The organism is Lysobacter sp. (genome assembly GCA_013141175.1).
Taxonomy (GTDB): Bacteria; Pseudomonadota; Gammaproteobacteria; order Xanthomonadales; family Xanthomonadaceae; genus Lysobacter_I.
The window spans coordinates 3,104,941-3,124,158 of sequence record JABFRN010000001.1 but is presented as its reverse complement, the minus strand read 5'-3'; the positions used below and the strand labels follow the sequence as shown (position 1 = coordinate 3,124,158).

At 65.3% G+C, this 19,218-nt stretch carries 24 protein-coding genes; 7 read left to right on the top strand and 17 right to left on the bottom strand.

The features are described 5' to 3' along the window. Positions 1-85: 85 nt before the first annotated feature. The 3 genes from HOP03_13770 to grxD are packed head-to-tail and all read right to left on the bottom strand — an operon-like array spanning position 86 to position 1,742. Entirely contained in the window at positions 86-682 is a 597-nt protein-coding gene (locus tag HOP03_13770; protein NOT89232.1) for a hypothetical protein, read from the bottom strand. Further along, positions 679-1,422: an SDR family NAD(P)-dependent oxidoreductase gene (locus HOP03_13765; GenBank protein NOT89231.1), complete on the bottom strand. Its 744-nt coding sequence runs from the start codon at positions 1,420-1,422 to the stop codon at positions 679-681. Before HOP03_13765 ends, HOP03_13770 begins: the two co-directional genes overlap by 4 nt. Next, positions 1,422-1,742, bottom strand: coding sequence for a Grx4 family monothiol glutaredoxin (gene grxD / locus HOP03_13760; GenBank protein NOT89230.1), 321 nt, complete (start codon positions 1,740-1,742; stop codon positions 1,422-1,424). Before grxD ends, HOP03_13765 begins: the two co-directional genes overlap by 1 nt. Before the next feature lie 153 nt (positions 1,743-1,895). Between grxD and HOP03_13755 the strand changes: the two genes are divergently transcribed. Both HOP03_13755 and HOP03_13750 read left to right on the top strand, forming a co-directional pair. Beyond that, positions 1,896-2,474 carry a superoxide dismutase [Fe] gene (locus HOP03_13755; GenBank protein ID NOT89229.1) on the top strand — a complete coding sequence of 193 codons (579 nt, stop codon included), beginning with the start codon at positions 1,896-1,898 and terminating at the stop codon, positions 2,472-2,474. Between the two features lie 184 nt (positions 2,475-2,658). Then, the gene (locus HOP03_13750) at positions 2,659-3,087 is read left to right on the top strand and encodes a hypothetical protein (GenBank protein NOT89228.1); all 429 of its coding nucleotides are present in this window, start codon (positions 2,659-2,661) and stop codon (positions 3,085-3,087) included. 13 nt (positions 3,088-3,100) lie between these two features. Here the strand turns inward: HOP03_13750 and HOP03_13745 are convergent, their stop codons facing one another. Genes HOP03_13745 through purE form a run of 3 tightly spaced genes read right to left on the bottom strand, consistent with a single transcriptional unit; the run spans position 3,101 to position 5,819 of the window. Beyond that, positions 3,101-4,168, bottom strand: a complete 1,068-nt coding sequence (locus HOP03_13745; GenBank protein ID NOT89227.1) for a hypothetical protein — start codon at positions 4,166-4,168, stop codon at positions 3,101-3,103. Positions 4,169-4,182: 14 nt separating this feature from the next. After that, positions 4,183-5,319, bottom strand: a complete 1,137-nt coding sequence (locus HOP03_13740; protein NOT89226.1) for a 5-(carboxyamino)imidazole ribonucleotide synthase — start codon at positions 5,317-5,319, stop codon at positions 4,183-4,185. Beyond that, a complete protein-coding gene (gene purE, locus HOP03_13735) occupies positions 5,316-5,819 on the bottom strand; it encodes a 5-(carboxyamino)imidazole ribonucleotide mutase (GenBank protein ID NOT89225.1) in 504 nt (167 codons plus the stop codon). Before purE ends, HOP03_13740 begins: the two co-directional genes overlap by 4 nt. Before the next feature lie 71 nt (positions 5,820-5,890). On the opposite strand from purE, the gene HOP03_13730 reads away from it, so the two are divergent. Further along, positions 5,891-6,151, top strand: a complete 261-nt coding sequence (locus HOP03_13730) for a Trm112 family protein (GenBank protein NOT89224.1) — start codon at positions 5,891-5,893, stop codon at positions 6,149-6,151. Further along, on the top strand, positions 6,148-7,029 hold the full coding sequence (gene nadC / locus HOP03_13725; protein ID NOT89223.1) for a carboxylating nicotinate-nucleotide diphosphorylase: 882 nt from the start codon (positions 6,148-6,150) through the stop codon (positions 7,027-7,029). The genes HOP03_13730 and nadC overlap by 4 nt, the downstream gene beginning before the upstream one ends. Positions 7,030-7,054: 25 nt before the next feature. Here the strand turns inward: nadC and HOP03_13720 are convergent, their stop codons facing one another. Further along, a complete protein-coding gene (locus HOP03_13720; GenBank protein ID NOT89222.1) occupies positions 7,055-7,813 on the bottom strand; it encodes an FHA domain-containing protein in 759 nt (252 codons plus the stop codon). A 61-nt stretch (positions 7,814-7,874) separates the two neighbouring features. On the opposite strand from HOP03_13720, the gene HOP03_13715 reads away from it, so the two are divergent. Beyond that, positions 7,875-8,201, top strand: a complete 327-nt coding sequence (locus HOP03_13715; protein NOT89221.1) for a DUF3301 domain-containing protein — start codon at positions 7,875-7,877, stop codon at positions 8,199-8,201. 87 nt (positions 8,202-8,288) lie between these two features. Here the strand turns inward: HOP03_13715 and HOP03_13710 are convergent, their stop codons facing one another. The 6 genes from HOP03_13710 to HOP03_13685 all read right to left on the bottom strand — a co-directional run bounded on the left by HOP03_13710 (position 8,289) and on the right by HOP03_13685 (position 13,377). Then, a complete protein-coding gene (locus tag HOP03_13710) occupies positions 8,289-8,738 on the bottom strand; it encodes a ClpXP protease specificity-enhancing factor (protein ID NOT89220.1) in 450 nt (149 codons plus the stop codon). Positions 8,739-8,838: 100 nt separating this feature from the next. After that, a complete protein-coding gene (locus HOP03_13705) occupies positions 8,839-9,471 on the bottom strand; it encodes a stringent starvation protein A (protein ID NOT89219.1) in 633 nt (210 codons plus the stop codon). Between the two features lie 77 nt (positions 9,472-9,548). Beyond that, positions 9,549-10,295, bottom strand: coding sequence for a cytochrome c1 (locus HOP03_13700; GenBank protein NOT89218.1), 747 nt, complete (start codon positions 10,293-10,295; stop codon positions 9,549-9,551). 22 nt (positions 10,296-10,317) lie between these two features. Beyond that, the gene (locus tag HOP03_13695) at positions 10,318-11,589 is read right to left on the bottom strand and encodes a cytochrome bc complex cytochrome b subunit (protein NOT89217.1); all 1,272 of its coding nucleotides are present in this window, start codon (positions 11,587-11,589) and stop codon (positions 10,318-10,320) included. Between the two features lie 3 nt (positions 11,590-11,592). Continuing rightward, positions 11,593-12,234 (bottom strand): ubiquinol-cytochrome c reductase iron-sulfur subunit, encoded by a 642-nt coding sequence (gene petA, locus HOP03_13690; GenBank protein NOT89216.1) that lies wholly within the window; start codon positions 12,232-12,234, stop codon positions 11,593-11,595. A 204-nt stretch (positions 12,235-12,438) separates the two neighbouring features. Beyond that, positions 12,439-13,377: a lytic transglycosylase domain-containing protein gene (locus HOP03_13685; protein NOT89215.1), complete on the bottom strand. Its 939-nt coding sequence runs from the start codon at positions 13,375-13,377 to the stop codon at positions 12,439-12,441. Between the two features lie 155 nt (positions 13,378-13,532). Between HOP03_13685 and miaB the strand changes: the two genes are divergently transcribed. Beyond that, positions 13,533-14,942 (top strand): tRNA (N6-isopentenyl adenosine(37)-C2)-methylthiotransferase MiaB, encoded by a 1,410-nt coding sequence (gene miaB, locus HOP03_13680; protein NOT89214.1) that lies wholly within the window; start codon positions 13,533-13,535, stop codon positions 14,940-14,942. 155 nt (positions 14,943-15,097) lie between these two features. On the opposite strand, the gene HOP03_13675 is transcribed toward miaB, so the two are convergent. Further along, the gene (locus HOP03_13675; protein ID NOT89213.1) at positions 15,098-16,453 is read right to left on the bottom strand and encodes a DUF2252 family protein; all 1,356 of its coding nucleotides are present in this window, start codon (positions 16,451-16,453) and stop codon (positions 15,098-15,100) included. Position 16,454: 1 nt separating this feature from the next. Here HOP03_13675 and HOP03_13670 point away from each other — a divergent pair, with 1 nt between their 5' ends. Continuing rightward, positions 16,455-16,598: a hypothetical protein gene (locus tag HOP03_13670; protein NOT89212.1), complete on the top strand. Its 144-nt coding sequence runs from the start codon at positions 16,455-16,457 to the stop codon at positions 16,596-16,598. On the opposite strand, the gene HOP03_13665 is transcribed toward HOP03_13670, so the two are convergent. The 3 genes from HOP03_13665 to HOP03_13655 form a co-directional block, all read right to left on the bottom strand. Continuing rightward, on the bottom strand, positions 16,579-17,013 hold the full coding sequence (locus tag HOP03_13665) for a hypothetical protein (protein ID NOT89211.1): 435 nt from the start codon (positions 17,011-17,013) through the stop codon (positions 16,579-16,581). The genes HOP03_13670 and HOP03_13665 overlap by 20 nt on opposite strands. A 164-nt stretch (positions 17,014-17,177) precedes the next feature. After that, entirely contained in the window at positions 17,178-18,272 is a 1,095-nt protein-coding gene (locus HOP03_13660) for an ABC transporter permease (protein NOT89210.1), read from the bottom strand. Next, positions 18,269-19,204 (bottom strand): ABC transporter ATP-binding protein, encoded by a 936-nt coding sequence (locus tag HOP03_13655; protein ID NOT89209.1) that lies wholly within the window; start codon positions 19,202-19,204, stop codon positions 18,269-18,271. The genes HOP03_13660 and HOP03_13655 overlap by 4 nt, the downstream gene beginning before the upstream one ends. Positions 19,205-19,218: the final 14 nt, after the last annotated feature.

Sequence of the window (19,218 nt, the reverse complement as noted above, 5' to 3'; positions counted from 1 at the left end):
AACATGCCTGAGGTTTCACTTGAACGTTACACCGCAAGGGGTTCAACGCATTACACAGTCACACAGGCATTTCGTCACAGAACCATCAAGGCCCCTTCACCTGCAGATAGGTCGCGATGCCATCCATCAGCATCTGTACGGAGATCGCCACCAGCAACATGCCCATCAGCCGCTCGACGGCGACAAGGACACGCTGGCCGAGCCATTTGTAGAGGTAGGTGGCCGAGAACAGGATCACGGCGGTCGCCGCCCAGGCGATCATCAACGCCAGGCTCCAGTCATCGAGTCGCGCGGGGTCGTTGCTGCCCATCAGGATCACCGCCGCCATGCCCGATGGGCCGGCGACCAGTGGAATGGCCATGGGCACGATGAACGGCTCGCCGTCGGGCATCTCGCCCATCAAGCCTTCCGGCGGCGGGAAAATCATGCGGATGCCGATCAGGAACAGCACGATGCCGCCAGCGATCGACACCGACTCCTCGCGCAGGTGCATCAGCTCCAGGGCGTACTTGCCGCACCACAGGAACAGCATCAGCACCACCAGCGCGATCAGGAGCTCGCGCCCGAGCACGATGCGCTGCCGCTGCGGCGGCAGGCCACGCAGCAGGCTGAGGAACACGGGAATATTGCCGAGCGGATCGAGGATCAGGAACAGCAACAGTGCGGCCGAAGCGATGCTCACCGGATCGGCGTCCAGAGCGTTCCGCGCTGTCCGGCGCCCGCAGCGGACAGCAGATGCACGCAGGCCGGCGCGATCGCAGCGACATCGCGGGCGTCGGCGGTGTCTTCTTCGACGAACACCTTGGCGCGCAGCGGCGTGCGCATCGGACCGGGCGCGAGACCCGCGACGCGCACGCTCGAATTCGCCAGCTCGGCATGCAATGTCCCGAGCATCACCTTCAATGCGGCCTGGGCGATGCCATAACCGCCCCAGTACGGAAGGCCGCTCGTCAGCGCGTCGTCGATCGTGAACACCACGGCGCTGTCATCGGCACGACGCAACAGCGGCAGGCAGGCCTGGGTCAGCCACCAGCGCGCGGTCAGGTTCACGTGCAGCGCACGCGCGAACGCGGCCGGATCGGTGTTTTCCAGCGGCGTCAGCCCGGGAAAGTCCGCAGCGCAATGCAGCAGGCCATCGAGCCGACCGGGTCCGGATTCGATGCGCTCGACCATTTCGGCGTAATCGTCGGGTGTCGCGCCTTCGAGGTCGAGCGGATACAGCAGCGCTTCGCCGCCCTGTCGCACGATGGCGTCGTACACACGATTGAGCTTGGGCACTTTGCGCCCGAGCAGCACCACCGTCGCGCCCGCATCCGCACAGGCGAGCGATGCCGCGTGGCCCAGCGCGCCGTGCGCGCCGACCACCAGCACCACGCGACTCTCGAGCGCGCCCGCGCCCGGCGGCATCACGTTTTCCGACATCAGGCCTTCTGCGCCTCGGCGATCATGCGCGCAAGCTCGCCGGATTCGAACAGCTCGATGGTGATGTCGCAGCCGCCGATCAATTCGCCGTTGATGAACAACTGCGGGAAGGTCGGCCAATTCGAGAAGCGCGGCAGATTGGCGCGCACTTCCGGGTCTTCCAGCACGTTGATCGTGTGGTAATCGGTCGCGCCAGCGGCTTTCAGCGCCTGCGAGGTACGACTGGAAAAACCGCACATCGGGAATTGCGGGGTGCCCTTCATGAACAACACGATGGGATGGGCTTCGATCTCGGATTGGATACGTGCCAACACCGGCATGGGAGTCTCCTGCGGATGGGGCCGGCCGCGTTCGGGTCGCGACGGCCAAGGTGGGGTTAGAATCATGCGGCTAGAATCGCGCATTGTAATCGTTCGCGCGGCTCCGGACCCGTCCAGCGCCCGCGCCAACCCCCACCCCCAAGGAGCCCGCCCATGGCCATCGAGCTGCCCGCCCTGCCCTACGACCGTACCGCGCTGGAACCGCACATTTCGGCGGAAACCATCGATTTCCATTACGGCAAACATCACCAGACCTATGTCACCAACCTCAACAACATGATCCCGGGCACCGAATTCGCCGATCTGTCGCTGGAAGACATCGTCCGCAAGGCGCAGGGCGCGATGTTCAACAACGCCGCGCAGATCTGGAACCATACCTTCTACTGGAACTGCCTCAAACCCAATGGGGGTGGCGCACCGTCCGGCAAACTGGCCGATGCCATCAACGCCGCGTTCGGCAGCTTCGACAAATTCAAGGAAGAATTCACCAAGACCACCGTCGGCACCTTCGGCTCGGGCTGGGGCTGGCTGGTGCAGCGTCCGGATGGCTCGCTCGCATTGGCGAGCACCTCCAACGCCGCCACTCCGCTGACCGGCGAGGACACCCCGCTGCTCACCTGCGATGTGTGGGAACACGCCTACTACGTCGACTACCGCAACGCGCGCCCGAAGTACGTCGAAGCGTTCTGGAACCTGGTCAACTGGGATTTCGTCACTGCGCAGATGAAGTGATCGAAGCATTCTTGTGAATCGCGAACGGCCGGGGAAACCCGGCCGTTTTTTTGCGCCTGCTTTTTGCGGGCAGTGACGCAGGCAACGCAAACCGACCGTCCGATGAACGATCGCGACTGCAGCGTCAACGCCATGGCCCTCGCAGGCATTTCCCGGTGGTCTTCCACGCACACGGAGCCACCCGATGACATCGTCCAGATCCCTGCTGTCCGCGTTCGCCCTGACGCTCGCGCTCGCTTTCACCGGTACTGCCTGCGCGCGCAGCCATGACCGCGACAACAACCCGCCCGGCCCGGCCGGCGGCCCCGGCACCAACTGGGAAAATCCGCCCGGCTGGCGCGGCGGCCCTGGCGCATCGCCGGATTACCGCTACTACCGTCACGGCAAGACCCGCTACAAGTTCGCCATCGTCGACGGCGGCTATTACTTCAATGCGAACTTCGGGTACTGGCATCCGCGCTATGGCTGGTGGAACCAGAGCAGCCGCTGCTGGCGCGACAACGACGGCAATCCACCGGGCCGCGCGGGCGGACGCGGCACGAACTGGGAAAATCCTCCGGGCAGGAAAGGCGGGCCGGGTGCGTCGCCGGATCGTTACGGACGCTGCCGCTGAAAGCCCGAAAAGCTCAGTCGCAGATATCGCGCGACCAGTCTCCACCGCGACCGCGTGACGCTATCGCGCCGCTGAGCCGTTGCAACGCGCCGGCGCCGGGGATGCCCGCGCCGGCGTCGTTTCCGATCTTCGCCGGCTGATTGCGCGCACGCGCGACGTCGGCGGAAGGCAGCCGCTGCTCCAGAGACGCGATGCGTTCCTGCACGCGCGGCATGAGCGACTGGACATCAAGGGCGCCGGCCGCGCCCGCATTCCCGATCGAAGTGCGCAGCGCGTACAGCAGCGCCAGCCCGGTCGCCGGCTGCGGATCGACCGCCTGCGCCAACAGCGGGCGACGCCGGTCGTCGGGAGCGCTGGCGTAGGCCTGGGCGAGCTCCCAGGCGGCGCGCAGATCGCCCTGCGCGACGGCGGCAAGGGCGATCGATTCGGCGTTGTCGCGGTACAACGCGAGTTCGGACAGGTTGTCCAACATGTCGCTGCCGCTGAACATATCGCCCGAGGCGTAATAGCTCGCCGCCTGCGGATGCCCCGCCGTCGCGGATTCGCGCATGTAGCGCACGATCTCGGTCGAAGACGGCGTCTCGACACCTTCGCAGTGCTGGTAGAGCCGGTTCGTTTCCTCGAATGCCGATGCCATCCGCTCCGGAGAACCCCAGCCCCTGCGCCGGCCGTTCTCGGCGCTCTGCTGCGCGCGTGCGACGCCGCTCTCGATCATCTGCATGCGGTCCTGCAAGTCCACGCAATAACGGTATTCGACGGCCAGCCGGCACAGCGCGCGCGCATCGCCGGCCTCCGCGCGCGGTTTCAGTTCGCGCACGATCGCCGACAGCGGCGCATCCAACGGCGGCAACGGTGCGGTCGACTTCGCCATCGAAGCGGCATGCCCTGTCCGCACCTGTGCGGCAACCTCTTCTTCTTGCCGCTTCGTGTCGCGAGAACCGACAGCGCCGATGGCATCGCCGGTCGTCGATACCGAAGGCTTCTTCCCGTCCTGCGGCATGAAGTAGCGCATCGCGACCACGATGCCCAGCGCCACCACCAGCACGCCTCCGACCGCCGCCCATGTCCGCGTGCCTGCCATACCCTGCTCCTCCGTCAGCCGATGCCGGCCGCGTGCGCGACGATATCCGCGCGCCCCAGCGTCTCGCCGATGCGCGCCAGCGCGGCAGCCAGTTCGTGTGTCGTGCCTGCGCGCAATGTCGCATGGCCGACCTTGCGGCCCGCGCGGGGTTCCTTGCCGTAATCGTGCCAATGTCCGCACGGTTCGCGCAGAACCGCATTCGCATCGGGCATCGCGCCGATCCAGTTGAGCATGCAGGCATGGCCGATCATGCGCGTATCGCCCAGCGGCAGACCGAGCACCGCGCGCAGATGGTTCTCGAATTGCGAAGTCTCGCTGCCTTCGATGGTCCAGTGGCCGGAGTTGTGGACGCGCGGCGCGAGTTCGTTCGCCAGCAGCACGCCATCGCGGCAGAACAGCTCCAGTGCGAACACGCCGACATAATCCAGCGCCTCGCCCAGCGCTTGCGCATGCGCGAGCGCGGTCCGGGCGAGCGCGTCGTCGACACGGGCGGGCGCGAGGCTCGCGGACAGCACGCCGTCGACGTGCCAGTTCTCGGTCAGTGGCCAAGTGCGGAACGCGCCGTCGCGACCGCGCACGGCAACCACGCTCAACTCGCGCTCGAACGGCACGAACGCTTCGAGGATCAAGCCCACGGTCTCGGCCTGCGTCCCGAGCGCATCCCAGGCGGCATCGACATCGCCAGCGGATTTGATCCGGAACTGGCCTTTGCCGTCGTAGCCGAGCCGGCGGGTTTTCAGGATGCACGGCACACCGATACGGGCGATGGCGGCCTCGAGCGCGGCGCGATCCGCGACATCGGCGAAATCCGGCACCGGAATGCCGAGTTCGCGGAACAGGGTTTTCTCGACGAGGCGGTCCTGCGCGATCGACAGCGCGCGCGGATTCGGAAACACCGGCACGCGCTCGCTCAGCCACTGCGCGGATTCGGCGGGCACATTCTCGAAATCGAAGGTGGCGACATCGACCTGCGATGCGAACTCGGCCAATGCGGCCCGGTCGCGGTAATCGCCGACGATCAGCGGTGCGAACTGGCCGGCACAGGCGTCGGCGACGGTATCGAGCACGCGGAAACGCAAGCCCAACGGCGCGCCGGACAGCGCGAGCATGCGCGCCAACTGGCCCCCGCCGAGAATACCGACGGTCGTCATCGGCGTGGATCGTCGTTGTCGCAGACATCCTGCGTCTGTTTGGCGCGGTACGCATCGAGCGCAGCGCCGATCCGCGGATGATCGGCCGCCAGCATCGCCGCAGCGAACAGCCCGGCATTCGCGGCGCCCGCATTGCCGATGGCGAAGGTCGCGACGGGAATGCCGGCCGGCATCTGCACGATCGACAGCAGCGAATCCATGCCGTTCAGCGCCTTGCTCTGCACCGGAACACCGAGCACCGGAACCGCAGTCTTGGACGCGAGCATGCCGGGCAGATGCGCAGCGCCACCCGCGCCGGCGATGATCGCGCGAAGACCGCGCTGTCGCGCGGTGGCAGCGTATTCGAAGAGGACATCCGGCGTGCGGTGCGCGGATACCACGCGGACCTCGTGCGGCACACCCAGCGCTTCGAGTCTGGACACGGCGTGCTGCATCGTCTCCCAGTCGGAGCGCGAGCCCATCACCACGCCGACCAGGGGCCGGTTGTCTGTGTCTGCCATGGCCCCACCCTGCGGCGTCACGCCTGCTGCAAAACGGTATTCTAGCGGCACTTCACCCCCGGCTTCATCGAATGGACCGCAAGTTGCTCGATCTCCTCGTCTGTCCCGCCACCCGCCAACCGCTGGCGCTGCTCGACAAGCCCGGTCTGGAGGCGTTGAACCGCGCCATCGCCGCAGGCAGCGTCAAGCGCGTCGATGACACGCCACAGACCGAAACGATCCGCGAGGCGCTGATCACCCGCGACCGCAAAACCATTTACCGCATCGACGATGGCATCCCGGTGCTGTTGATCGAAGAAGGCATCCCGGTCGCGGCGGTGGAAGGGCTGTGAGCGTGGACACGCACACGAGAATCGCGCCGCCACCGGCGGCGGTCATCGCCGCGAACGTTGCTGCGGCGTTGGCCGAAGACCTCGGCAGCGGCGACGTCACCGCCGCGCTGCTGCCCGACGGTCCGGACATCGCGTATCTGCTGTGCAAGGAGGACGCGGTGGTCTGCGGGCGTCCATGGTTCGACGCCTGCCATCGCGCGCTCGATCCTGGCGTGGGTATCGACTGGCGCATCGCAGAAGGCGACCGCGTCGCCAAGGGCACCGTGATCGCCACGCTCGCCGGGCGCAGCCGCGCGCTGGTCAGTGCCGAGCGCGCCTCGCTGAATTTTCTGCAGACATTGAGCGGCACCGCTACCGTCACCGCAGGCTACGTCGACGCGGTGCACGGCACCGGCGCGAAGATCCTCGACACCCGCAAGACCCTTCCCGGGCTGCGCCTGGCGCAGAAATACGCGGTGCGCGTCGGCGGCGGAACCAACCACCGCATCGGTCTCTACGACACGGTGATGCTCAAGGAAAACCACATCCGCGCGGCGGGTTCGCTCGCGGGCGCGATCCACGCGGCGCGCGCGATGCATCCGACGCTGCCGCTGATCGTGGAGGTGGAAACGCTGGCGCAACTGGAAGAGGCGCTGCGCGAAGGCTGCACGCGGATCCTGATCGACGACTTCGACGCCGCGACGCGCCGCGACGCGGTGCGGATCGCGAAATCCGCGCCGTTCGACGGACGCATTCCGCTGGAGGTTTCCGGCGGCGTGGACATGACCACGCTGCGCGGGATCGCCGAGGACGGTGTGGACTGCATTTCCATCGGCGGCTTGACCAAGCATGTCCGCGCGATCGATCTGTCCTTGAAGCTGGGGCCGCCGCCGGGCTGAAAGCGGGCGGTCAACGCATCGACCCTCAGCGCTGCCAGAGCAGTACGACCACGACAGTCGCTGCGATCACGCCCAGCAGACCGAATACCCAACGAGACAATCCGGCACGCGATGGTGCCGTGTTTTCGATCGCGTGCACGCCTTCCGCGCCCAATTCCAGCAACCGGAAACGCAGCGTGTCGAAACCGATTTCGTCGCCGGCCTTGGCCACCGCGCGCTGTACGCGCTTGCCGTTGTGGAAGCTGCCGTTGGTCGAACCGAGATCTTCGATCACCACGCCCTCGTTGGTGGGAATCAGTTTGGCGTGCTTGCGCGAAAGGTTGGAGTCATCCAGGCGAAGCTGGCAATCCGGTGCGCGACCGACGAAAGTCGCGCCGGTCAGGGGATAGCTGCGACCCAGCATCCGACCGGTCTGCGAGCGCAAGGCGTATTTCGGCAGCGCCGCGCGAACGGTGGTGGCGCCGACGTCGTCGAGCTCTGGCGCCGGGCTGGGCGGGCGCGGCGCATCGAGCGCCATGATCGAAGCCTGCACGCCCGCGAATCCGATCAGGTCGCCGACCCGCAGCGAAATCAGACCATCGGCCGGGCGCTGGTTGACCGTCACCGTCGCGCCGCGCGCGATCTTCAGCATCACGCCCTGCGGGTTGACATGGAGCTCGCAGTGCTGCGGCAGGATCTCGGGGTCGCGAAGGGCGATGTCGGCATCCACGGCCGAGCCGATGCGCTTGACACCCTGCTGCAGCAGGAGAGGTGGGAATTCGCCGGCGGCGAATACGAGCTTCATGGGCGATCTGACTCCAGTGACGGGGATTGCATCTGCGGCTCGTGGGCCGCAGATTACGGGAATGCCGACTTTACTGATCCTGATGATTCTGGGTGCGATGGGGTTCGCATTCTGGAGCGCTTCGCGCGCCGCCGCCGAACAGGCGATCCTGCTCGGCGGCGACGCCTGCCGCACGGCCGGAGTGCAATTGATCGACCAGACCGTGCACGCGACCGGGCTGCGTCTTCGACGCGGCGAAGACGGCCGGCTCGGTTTCGAACGCAGCTTCCGTTTCGAATACTCGCAGGACGGCACCGACCGGCATGTCGCGCGTCTGGTGCTGCGTGGCGAGCGACTGGTGTCTTTCAGCGGCCCGGTGGAGGCCGCGAGTCGCATCACGCTGGATTGAAACCATGGTTGCCATCGGACACTGCCCCCTGCAGTCTGCGATTCGAAGCGGCGCGCGATCGACGGCGCGATGGGATCTCGACCGTCGCTATTTCACCACGCGCAGATGATTGCCGCGCCTGGGCGGCGGCGCATGGTCATCGCCGCCGTCCGCGTCCCCGGAATGAGCATCGACGCTTTCGGCCTGGGCCGACGCGGGATCCTCGATCTCCTCCGGCAGCGGCATGAGCTGCCCGGTTTCGCGGGCATAGATCGCCAGCACTGCGGCCATCGGCACCCACACCGGATGACTGACGCCGCGGAATCGCGCGGTGAACGCGATCCCGTCATTGCCCATCTCCAAGCCCGAAACCGCGCGCGCGGCGACGTTGAGCACGACCTTGCCGTCGTTCACCGCGGACGCCGGCACCTGCACGCCGGGACGCGCCGCGTCGACCAGCAGATGCGGCGTCATGTCGTTGTCGGCGATCCATGCGTACAGGGACCGCAGCAGGTAAGGGCGGAAACTGGTCATGCGAGGCGAGATTCCGTCGCTCATGCGGGCAGTCTACTCCCGCATTTCCGGGCTGCGCAGGCCTTCGCCGCGCGGCGATCGCTCCGACAGATCGATGTCCCGACCAGCGGCGCCAGGGCGACCATCAGGCCGGCAGCTCGCGCAGGTTCTTTTCCTGATGGGTCAGACTGCGGACGAAACCCGGATTCCGGAAGATGCGGTTGCCGTAATCCTCGATCACCTTGCCGTCGGTCGGCAGCGGCACATCGAGCGCCGGCAGGCGCCAGACGATCGGCGCCATCGCGCAGTCGGCGAGGCTCATTTCGTTGTTGAGGAAGAACTTGCTGGCCTTGAACAGCGGCACCGCAGCGGTGAGCAGTTCCTTCAAGCGCTTGCGACCGGCTTCGGCCTGCTGCCGGTTGCCGAACTGCACCGCCTGCACCTGCGGCACCCAGTCGTGCTCGATGCGCAGCATCGCCAGGCGCAGGCGCGCGCGCGACAGCGGATCGATCGGCATCAACGGCGGGTGCGGATACCGCTCATCCAGATATTCGCTGACCACCGATGCCGCGTAGAGCACGAGGTCGCGTTCGACCAGGGTCGGCACCGAGTGATAGGGATTCAGGTCGATCAGATCCTCGGGCGGATTCTGGGGATCCACCGAAACCAGATCGTAGGTCACGCCCTTGGCGGCCAGCACCAGGCGGACGCGATGACAGAGCACGTCGTCGACGGAAGAAAACAGGGTCAGGGCATTTCGCATACGCAGACTCGCCATCCATCCTCAAGAACAAAAGCGACCGGACAAGCCGGCCGCCCCTGCAGGTGATCGTCGCGCGAAGGCGCGCCGCGCCATCAATGTACGTCGCGCCAGTATTCCTTCTTGAGCAGCCACGCCATCAGGGTGAAGAACGTCAGGAACAGGATCACCCAGACACCGGCCTGCTGGCGCTTGATCGCGCCCGGCTCGCCGACATACTCGAGAAACGCGCTGATATCGCGCGCGGTGCGGTCGAACTCTTCCGCGTTCTGCGAACCGGCCTGGGCGACTTCGAGGCGCTCGACCGCGGCTTCGCCGGTCTTCGGATCCTTCTTGCCGTACAGCGCGCGCTGCAGACCCTGCATTTCCCACAGCGGGTTCGGCATCGACGCGTTCGGGAACAGTTTGTTGTTCCAGCCCAGCGGGCGCGATTCGTCGAGGTAGAACGACTTGAGGTAGGTATAGATCCAGTCGCTGCCGCGGACGCGCGAGATCACGCTCAGGTCCGGCGGCGCCTTGCCGAACCACTTCTCGGCGTGGACAGCGGGCATCGGGCTGACGATCTGCTCACCGAATTTCGCACCGGTGAAGTTCAGGTTGTTCATCACCTGGTCTTCGCTCAGCCCGAGGTCTTCGGCGATCCGCGAATAGCGCATGTATTTCAGCGAATGGCAGCCGGCGCAGTAGTTCATGAACGATTGCGCGCCGCGCTGCAGCGAGGCCTTGTCTTCCAGATCGGTACCGGCCTGCATCAAACCGCCCGCTGTATTGGCAAGCGCCGAAAACGACAGCACGAGGCCAGACAGCAGCAGCGCAGCACGGCCGAGGAGCGAAGGCTTCATCGAAGACTTCATCGTGGATGGCTTAATCATGCATCGTCACCCGTTCCGGAACCGGCTTGGTCTTGTCGAGCTTCGTCCACACCGGCATGGTGATGAAGAAGGCGAAGTAGAGGAAAGTCAGCACGCGGCCGATGATCGTCTCGACCGGGTCGGTGCCCGGGCCGGCGCCGATCTTGGCCAGCCAGACGAAGGAGATCGCGAAGATCGCGAGCATGACCTTGTACAGCGTGCCGCGATAGCGGATCGACTTGACCTTGGCCCGGTCCAGCCACGGCACCAGGAACAGCATCACGATCGCGCCGAACATCACCAGCACGCCCCACAGCTTGATGCCGAAGAACGACGGCACCACGCGCAACATCGCGTAGTAGGGGGTGAAGTACCACACCGGTTTGATGTGCAAAGGAGTAACGAGCGGATTGGCTTCGGTGAAATTGTCGTGCTCCAGGAACCAGCCGCCGAAGGTCGGGGCGAAGAACATGATGAACGCCGCGACGATCAGGAAGCAGCCGACGAAGAACGTGTCCTTGACCGTGTAGTACGGATGGAAAGGCACGCCATCGGCCGGCGCCGTGGGCGACCAGCGGTTGCCCTTCGGGCCCTTCTTGATCTCGACGCCATCGGGGTTGTTCGAACCCACTTCATGCAGCGCGCCCAGATGCAGGACCACCAGCAGCAGCAGCACCAGCGGCATCGCGATGACGTGCAGCGCGAAGAAGCGGTTGAGGGTGGCGTCGCCCGGGTTGAAATCGCCCATGATCCATTCTGTCAGCGAAGTGCCGATGTAGGGGATCGCGCCGAACAGCGAGATGATCACCTTGGCGCCCCAGTACGACATCTGTCCCCAAGGCAGCACGTAGCCCATGAAGGCTTCGGCCATCAGCACGAGGTAGATCAGCATGCCGAGGATCCAGACCAGCTCGCGCGGCTTCTGGTACGAGCCGTACATCAGGCCGCGGAACATGTGCAGGTACACGACGATGAAGAACATCGAGGCGCCGGTACTGTGCATGTAGCGGATGTAGTTCCCGCCATCGACGTCGCGCATGATGTATTCGACCGAGGCGAAGGCTTCCGCCGCGCTCGGCTTGAAATGCATGGTCAGGAAGATGCCGGTCACGATCTGGTTGACCAGCACGACCGTGGCCAGGATGCCGAAGATGTACCAGAGGTTGAAGTTCTTCGGCGCGTAGTACTCGGACATGTGCTTGCGGTAGAACGGCATCAACCCCGGCGCGCGGTAGTTGACCCATTCCATCACGTTGTCGGCGGTACGCATGAGGATGTTCGACATGACTTATGCGCTCCCTTGCGGATCGAGACCGATGACAAGCGTGCTGTCGTTGTCGAACCGATACGGCGGGACCGGCAGGTTGGCCGGCGCCGGCTGCGACTTGTAGACGCGGCCGGACAGGTCGTAGCGCGACTTGTGGCAGGGGCAGAAGTAACCGCCCTTCCAGTCGGCGTCGAAGACCTGCGGCTTCACTTCCGGCAGGAAGTCGGGCGCGCAACCCAGATGGGTGCAGACCCCGATCAGCACCAGGAACTCCGGCTTGATCGAACGGAACTCGTTCTGCGCGTATTTCGGCTGCTGGTCCGTGTTCTCCGAGGACGGATCGGCGACCAGCGCATTCATCCCGGGAAGAGCGTCCAGCATCGCCTTCGTGCGGTGCGAGACGAAGACCGGCTGGCCCCGCCACTTCACGACGAGCTGCTGCCCGGGCGCGAGTGCGCTGATATCGACCGAAATCGGCGCGCCGGCCAATTTGGCTCGGGCGCTCGGCATCCAGGACTTGATGAACGGCACCGAGGCACCGGCAACACCGACGGCACCCACCACAGCGGTGGACACGGTCAGGAAGCGGCGACGCCCCGCGTCCACCGGTTGCGCGCCGTCACCCTGGGGGTGATCAGACCCGCTTACGACTTTAGTTGCCATCCGGCACTCCGCAAAACGTAGGCTACATTTGGACTGTCGGCCGGTTTCGTTCCCGAAGCCGGCCGGCAAAGACGACAAAGTGTAACGGAACGCTGAATCGGCCGACAATGTTTACCTGTCCCGCGCCCACAACAAGTCGCGCCGGACCGGAGGCGGGAGGAAGCGGAACGGAAGTTTCGAAGGGCGCCGAAACGCCCGGGGCGCTCAGCCGCGCCCGGCCAGCATGCCGCGATAGCGCTCGGCGAGGACCCGAACCCGCTCGACATAACGACGGGTTTCGCTGTACGGCGGCACGCCCCTGTACTTGTCCACGGCACCCTCGCCCGCGTTGTAACCGGCAGCGGCAAGGGTGAGATCGCCGTTGTAGCGCTTGAGCAACCAGGCCAGATACTGCACCCCACCATGGATGTTCTGGGTGGGGTCGTAGGCGTTGCTCACCCCGAAGCGGCGCGCGGTGGGCGGCATCAGCTGCATCAGGCCCTGCGCACCGACCCGCGACCGCGCGTTGGGGTTGAACGAGGACTCGGCATGGATGATCGCGCGGACGATGGCCTCATCGACGCCATGCTGGGTCGCGGCGGTGCGGATTTCGGCCGCGTAGGCGGCGACATTGAGCCGCAGGGTGCCGAAGTTCACGCCCGGCAGCGGTGCGCAGGCGTAACAGGTTTCGAGGAAGCTGTAGCGGATCGACCGGATCGCCGTCGCACCGGCCACGCCCTTGGGCTGCTTGCTGGTGTAGTTGCGTACGCCGTCCTTGATATAGGAGTAGACCTGTCCCTCGACGCGCCGGGACGTGCCCTGACGCGGGATGGCCGTCATCGCCACCGTCGGCGTTCCGGTCACCGTGCCCTCTGGCAACGTAGAGGAACCGGCCGTCGGCGTCGGAGCGATGCCCCCGCCGGCCGCGGGCGCTTCACTCGCCGAGCGGGCGGTGGTGACGCTGACCGGGGCGCTGCGCACGGCGGCAGGCGACGGCGTATAGCTGCTGATCACGCTGCACTTGGCGCCCTTGACCCGTTTGCTGCCGTAAGTGCGGCTGCCATCGGGACTCTCGCAGCGGTAGACCGTGCCGGCGAATGCGGGCGCTGCCAGCACCAACGCCAGCCACAGCCCGCACCTGAGGATCGTCTTGCCCGAAGTCATGCGCGGGAGTGTCCCCGGATTCGAAAGGTTTGCCAAGTGTTTGATTGTCAAACGGCAACCGCCATCACTCGCGGACGCCGGAGACGCTCCGGCTTACACTGATGCCTCTTCCCACCTTTCCGGCCCGGAATCACCGCCGCGCCCCGGACACGCCCATGACCGACACGTTTGCTCCTGCCGTCACCGCACACCCCGCCGCCGCGCCGAAAACACCCGCACCGAAAAAACTGTTCATCGAGACCCACGGCTGTCAGATGAACGAGTACGACTCGGCCAAGATGGCCGAAGTCCTCAGCGCCGAAGAAGGCATGGTCATCACCGAGAACGTCGATGAAGCCGACGTGATCCTGATCAATACCTGCTCGATCCGCGAAAAAGCGCAGGAGAAGGTGTTCAGCCAGCTCGGCCGCTGGCGCAAACTGAAGGGCGGCGAACGGCCGGTGGTGATCGGCGTCGGCGGCTGCGTCGCCAGCCAGGAAGGCGCGGCCATCCTCAAGCGCGCGCCCTATGTCGATCTGGTGTTCGGCCCGCAGACCCTGCACCGCCTGCCCGACCTGCTGCGCGCCAAGCGCGAGACCGGCCAGCCGCAGGTCGACATCAGCTTCCCCGAGATCGAGAAGTTCGACCGCCTGCCCGAGCCCCGCGCCGAAGGCCCGACCGCCTTCGTCTCGATCATGGAAGGCTGCTCGAAGTACTGCAGCTTCTGCGTGGTGCCGTACACGCGCGGCGAAGAAGTCAGCCGCCCGTTCGAGGATGTGCTGGTCGAAGTCGCCCAACTCGCCGCCCAGGGCGTGCGCGAGGTCAATCTGCTCGGCCAGAACGTCAACGCCTATCGCGGACCCATCGCGTCGATTGAAAGCGAGGGCGAAGGCGAAGTCGCCGACCTCGGCCTGCTGATCCGCACCCTCGCCGAAATCGACGGCCTCGACCGCATCCGCTTCACCACCTCGCATCCTCTCGAATTCAGCGACTCGCTGATCGAGGCCTACCGCGACGTGCCGCAGCTCGCGAACTATCTGCACCTGCCGGTGCAGTCCGGCAGCGACCGCGTGCTCTCGGCGATGAAGCGCGGCTACACCGCGCTGGAATTCAAGCAGAAGATCCGAAAACTGCGCGCGGTGCGTCCGGACATCTCGATCAGCTCCGACTTCATCGTCGGATTTCCCGGCGAAACCGAAGCCGAATTCGAGAAGACGATGAAACTCATCGAAGACATCGGCTTCGATCAGAGCTATTCCTTCATCTACTCGCGCCGCCCGGGCACGCCCGCCGCCGACATCGAAGACACCGTCGGCAACGAGGAGAAGCACGCACGCCTCGCGCGTCTGCAGGCCACCATCAGCGCGAACGCCAGGCGCATCTCGCAGGCGATGATCGGCAGTACCCAAACCGTTCTGGTCGAAGGGCCGTCGAAGAAAGATCCGGGCGAACTCACCGGCCGCACCGAGAACATGCGTTTCGTGAATTTTCCGGCGCCGGCGGGCGTGAAGCTGACCGGGCAGTTCGTGGATGTGGTGGTGACGGAGGCGATGAGCAATTCGCTGCGGGGGCGGCTGGCGAGCTGAGCAGAACCGGACACTCAATCGATCGACTGCTGCCGGTTCAGCTCATGGCCCGCATGCCGCGTGGCGACATCCGGACTGCGCGATTGGGTTCGCCCAGTGACTTTCCACGACCTTCCACGACCGTCATGCGTACCCGGCAGCGGGTCCCGTGAAAATCAATACAACTGCGTGCCGTTGTTGTAAGCCGCGACAAAGGCCTGCCAATCCAACTGCACTTGTGCCGCATAATCGAAAGCGAAGTTCGCGATCTCGGTCTTCAGCCCACTCTTGCTGGTGATCGCGTCGGCCACCTGTTTGTCGATGCTGTAGGTCACGATAGTGGCGTCGTAATCCTGGTCCGATACCGCGTGTGCCGAAGCCAAGGCTTGGCCAAGGTAGGCGGCGGCTGTATTCAGCTTGCCTGCGGTGCTGAGCAAGGTGTAGTCGAAATCTTCCTGATATGGGGATTTTTCGTGCAGGTAATACGGTTTGCCTGCCACCGTGGTGTAACCGGTCAACACATCGACGTTGATGAGCTGCGCCTTGGCGCTCTTCGACACCCGCCCGCCTTCGTGATAACCGTAGGCCCAAGTCGGCAACTGGCCGTTGTTCACCGTCGCAACCACGCTGGTCGCTTCTTGCTTCATTTCGAGGATCACATCATCGGTCGTCGCCGAAGATGGTCCTTGGATCAGGATGTAGTAGCGCAGTTTGCCGAGGCTGCCGACACCGGAGCCGAGTTTCTGGTGGATGTCCTTGACCCCGTAGTAGGCGGCGGCGTAGCGCTTGGAGGCTGCGATGGAATTCACATATGCAGCCATCGCGCCGGAAATATCGCTGTATGTGGCCGCCGGGACCGGCGCCAGATTGGAAAGATTCTGGAACACGCGGGCGCTACCGCTGAGTTGCGTGTATTTCGACAACAGGCTTGAACGGGTCTTGCCGTCGGCTTTGACGATGGTGTCGTCCACCGCACCGGTGGTGTTGCCGGGCGTGAGTTGAAAAGCCAGCTCGGCGCTGCTGCCTTTGAAGTCGCTCATCTTGTCGGCGTAGGCGCCGGTCATCGTATCGATCGCAGCTCGGATATCGCTGTCGGCCAGACCGTTTTCGCGGCCCGCCAAGACCATGCTGGCCGCGAGCCGGCGCACATCCCACACGTACTGGCCGAGATAGCCTTCGTCGAAGTCCGAGACCTTGAACACCGACTTGCCACCGCTGTCGCGGGAGGCATCGAAGTTGCCCAGATGGGCGTCGCCACCGATCCAGGCGTAGCCGGTCTGACTGGTGGCGTAGGCGGAAGCCGGCCGGGTGAGCATGTCGCGGAAGAAGATGTGATCGGTGCCACGGTAGAAGTTGTACGCACTCAGCGACATCGTCGCCATCTTGACGTCCAGCTCATTGCTGGCGGTCGCGGCGTACGGATGGTTGTAGCCATACACTTCGGCAACCACCCAACTCGCGCGCGGCGTCGCCGCATACGCCTGCGAAGCCGCGCCTGATACCGCGCACACCAGCCCGCAAAACATCGACATCGTGAACCTGCGCATCGTCATCATCCTGTTGATATCCATCCGCTGCTTTGTAGCAGCGGCAGATGTCAGTGCGATGGCACTTGGCGAACGCGATGCCGGGTCTGACCACTCGATCGTGGATGTACTCAATCGTGGATATAAGTGAATGTCGTCAACTTGCCCTTGCCGCAGCGGCACCATGTCGCATACGACGGGCCCTGCCCCTGCACGACCTGGCAGCGTTCCATGTCGCGGCACTGGTTCTCGGTCATGTTGGTGCTGTCGAAGGGACTGGTGGTACCCGGCGGGCCGAGGTAACGCACCTTGGGGCTGGCGACGAGGCGCGCGTCTTTCACCACCGGATATGTCGGTTTGCGGGGGCCTGCCCCGGGCAGTCCCGACGCCTCGGCCGTTGCGACACCCGGCGCAGGGCGATCGATGCGCTCCGGCGGCGTTCTCGGACTGGTGTCTGCAGCAGCGGCACCTTGCGAGGCTTGGGATTGCGCCAGCGCGACAGCCGCCGATGCGGCGAGCGCCAAGGCGACCAGCAGAATGCGTATGCGGGCGAATGTCATCGTCATCGCGATTTCCCCTTGGATGCGGCACCGGAAAGGTCGTGCCTTCACCTGCCTGCGGCGGTGGCAGCGTAGCGCAATGCGTGGCGGCATGCGCGCCGCCATCGCCGACCAGGGATCGCCGACCTGGATCGCGGCTCCCGCCGCTCCCACAGAAGCGGCATCCCGAGTCAATCCAAGCGCTTGCGGAACCGCGAAATCGCCAGCGTCATCATGATGGCGGTGAAAGCCAGCAGCGCCAGCACATCCGGCCACAGCTCGAACAGGTTCGCGCCGCGCAGCATCACGCCGCGGATGAGGCGCACGAAATGGGTGAGCGGCAATACTTCAGCGATCCACTGCGCCGCCACCGGCATGCCGTCGAAGGGGAACATGAAACCCGACAGGAGAATCGACGGCAGGAACAGGAAGAACGCCATCTGCATCGACTGGAACTGGGTCTGGGCCTTGGTCGATACCAGCAGCCCCAGGGTGAGATTCGCCACGATCAGCAGCATCGCCGCGCCGTAGACATCGACCAGATGCCCGCGCACCGGCACGTCGAAGACGGTCATGCCCAGCGACAGGACCACCGTGGTCTGGATCAGGCCCACGCCGATGTAGGGCACCACCTTGCCGATCATCAGTTCGGCGCTGGACACCGGCGTGGTGATCAGCAGTTCAAGATTGCCGCGCTCGCGTTCGCGCACGATCGCCATCGCGGTGAACATCACCATGGTCATGGTGAGGATCACGCCGATCAAGCCCGGCACCACGTTCACCGCCGCGCGGCGCTCGGGGTTGTACAGCGACAGCACGCTGATCGGCGTCGCGCCGCTTTTCGACGACGTGCCGCTGCCGCCATCGAGCGGCATCGCCGCGAGCTGTCGCGCCGTGGCCTGCACCGTGGTGTCGCTGCCGTCCACGATCACCTGCACCGCTTCGCGCCCGTCGAGTTTGCGGCGCTCGTAATCCGGCGGAATCACGATGCCGATCTTGATCCTTCCGCGATTGAGCAACACCTGCAGTTCCTGCGGTGTGCGCGCGGACGCGGTCTGGCGGACGATGCCGGTCGCGAGCATGTCCTGCACCAGCGCGCGCGAGCCGGCGCTGTCGGCCATGTCGGCGATCGCGGCAGGCAGATTGCGCACGTCGGGGTTGATCGCGAATCCGAACAGCATCAGCTGGATGGTCGGAATGCCGATCATCATCGCCGCGGTCAAGCGGTCGCGGCGCATCTGGCGGAGTTCTTTCATCATCACCGCGATGATCCGCGCGAATGTCATGCCGCCCTCTCCGCATGCCGATCCGTTGTTACGGCGCGATGCGTCGCCGAAACGAACACGTCCTCGAGATTCGGTTCGATGGCCGCGACTTCGGCGTCGATCGCCGACGCACGCAGCCGCGCCTGCAACTGCGCGGCATCGCCGCCGGGCTCGACCAGCACCCGCAATTCGTTGCCGATCTGGGCGACGCTGAGCACGCCCGGCGCCGCGTGCAGCGCGGCCTGCACCTTGCGCGGCTCGCGCGCACGCACGCCCATCGTGCGCCCGACCAGTGCGCGCGTGAGCTCGGCCGGCGTGCCATCGGCGACCAGACGGCCGGTTTCGAGAATCGCGATGCGATGGCAGCGCTCGGCCTCGTCCATGTAGTGCGTGGACACCAGGATCGTGGTGCCGGCGTCGGCGAGGTCGAAGAGTTTTTCCCAGAAATCGCGGCGCGATTCGGGATCGACCGCGCTGGTCGGCTCGTCGAGGAACAGCAGCTCGGGTTTGTGGACGATGGCGCAGGCCAATCCGAGGCGCTGCTTCTGCCCGCCGCTCATCGTGCCGGCGAGTTGCTTCTGACGGTCGGTGAAATTGTAGGCGTCGACCAGTTCGTCGATGCGCGCTTTGCGCTGCGCGCGCGACAAGCCCTGCACTGCGGCCATGAATTCCAGGTTCTCGCGCACGGTCAGGTCTTCGTACAGCGCGAATTTCTGGGTCATGTAGCCGATGTGCCGGCGCAGCGCTTCGGACTCCTGCGGAATGCTGTAACCGAGCACATCGATGTCGCCCTCGCTCGGCGTGAGCAGACCGCACAGCATGCGGATGGTGGTTGATTTCCCGGATCCGTTCGGCCCGAGAAAACCGTAGACATTGGCGCGCGGCACGCTGAGATCCACGCGATCGACCGCGAGCAATGCGCCGAAGCGCTTGCTGAGGCCACGGGCACGGATGGCGAGTCCTGCGT

Bases quoted from the DNA above. Each gene is read 5' to 3' on its own strand.
- HOP03_13765 (NOT89231.1), bottom strand. From the start codon at position 1,422: ATGTCGGAAAACGTGATGCCGCCGGGCGCGGGCGCGCTCGAGAGTCGC.
- grxD (NOT89230.1), bottom strand. From the start codon at position 1,742: ATGCCGGTGTTGGCACGTATCCAATCCGAGATCGAAGCCCATCCCATC.
- HOP03_13755 (NOT89229.1), top strand. From the start codon at position 1,896: ATGGCCATCGAGCTGCCCGCCCTGCCCTACGACCGTACCGCGCTGGAA.
- HOP03_13750 (NOT89228.1), top strand. From the start codon at position 2,659: ATGACATCGTCCAGATCCCTGCTGTCCGCGTTCGCCCTGACGCTCGCG.
- HOP03_13745 (NOT89227.1), bottom strand. From the start codon at position 4,168: ATGGCAGGCACGCGGACATGGGCGGCGGTCGGAGGCGTGCTGGTGGTG.
- HOP03_13740 (NOT89226.1), bottom strand. From the start codon at position 5,319: ATGACGACCGTCGGTATTCTCGGCGGGGGCCAGTTGGCGCGCATGCTC.
- purE (NOT89225.1), bottom strand. From the start codon at position 5,819: ATGGCAGACACAGACAACCGGCCCCTGGTCGGCGTGGTGATGGGCTCG.
- HOP03_13730 (NOT89224.1), top strand. From the start codon at position 5,891: ATGGACCGCAAGTTGCTCGATCTCCTCGTCTGTCCCGCCACCCGCCAA.
- HOP03_13720 (NOT89222.1), bottom strand. From the start codon at position 7,813: ATGAAGCTCGTATTCGCCGCCGGCGAATTCCCACCTCTCCTGCTGCAG.
- HOP03_13715 (NOT89221.1), top strand. From the start codon at position 7,875: ATGCCGACTTTACTGATCCTGATGATTCTGGGTGCGATGGGGTTCGCA.
- HOP03_13710 (NOT89220.1), bottom strand. From the start codon at position 8,738: ATGAGCGACGGAATCTCGCCTCGCATGACCAGTTTCCGCCCTTACCTG.
- HOP03_13705 (NOT89219.1), bottom strand. From the start codon at position 9,471: ATGGCGAGTCTGCGTATGCGAAATGCCCTGACCCTGTTTTCTTCCGTC.
- HOP03_13700 (NOT89218.1), bottom strand. From the start codon at position 10,295: ATGAAGCCTTCGCTCCTCGGCCGTGCTGCGCTGCTGCTGTCTGGCCTC.
- HOP03_13695 (NOT89217.1), bottom strand. From the start codon at position 11,589: ATGTCGAACATCCTCATGCGTACCGCCGACAACGTGATGGAATGGGTC.
- petA (NOT89216.1), bottom strand. From the start codon at position 12,234: ATGGCAACTAAAGTCGTAAGCGGGTCTGATCACCCCCAGGGTGACGGC.
- HOP03_13685 (NOT89215.1), bottom strand. From the start codon at position 13,377: ATGACTTCGGGCAAGACGATCCTCAGGTGCGGGCTGTGGCTGGCGTTG.
- miaB (NOT89214.1), top strand. From the start codon at position 13,533: ATGACCGACACGTTTGCTCCTGCCGTCACCGCACACCCCGCCGCCGCG.
- HOP03_13675 (NOT89213.1), bottom strand. From the start codon at position 16,453: ATGTCGATGTTTTGCGGGCTGGTGTGCGCGGTATCAGGCGCGGCTTCG.
- HOP03_13665 (NOT89211.1), bottom strand. From the start codon at position 17,013: ATGACGATGACATTCGCCCGCATACGCATTCTGCTGGTCGCCTTGGCG.
- HOP03_13660 (NOT89210.1), bottom strand. From the start codon at position 18,272: ATGACATTCGCGCGGATCATCGCGGTGATGATGAAAGAACTCCGCCAG.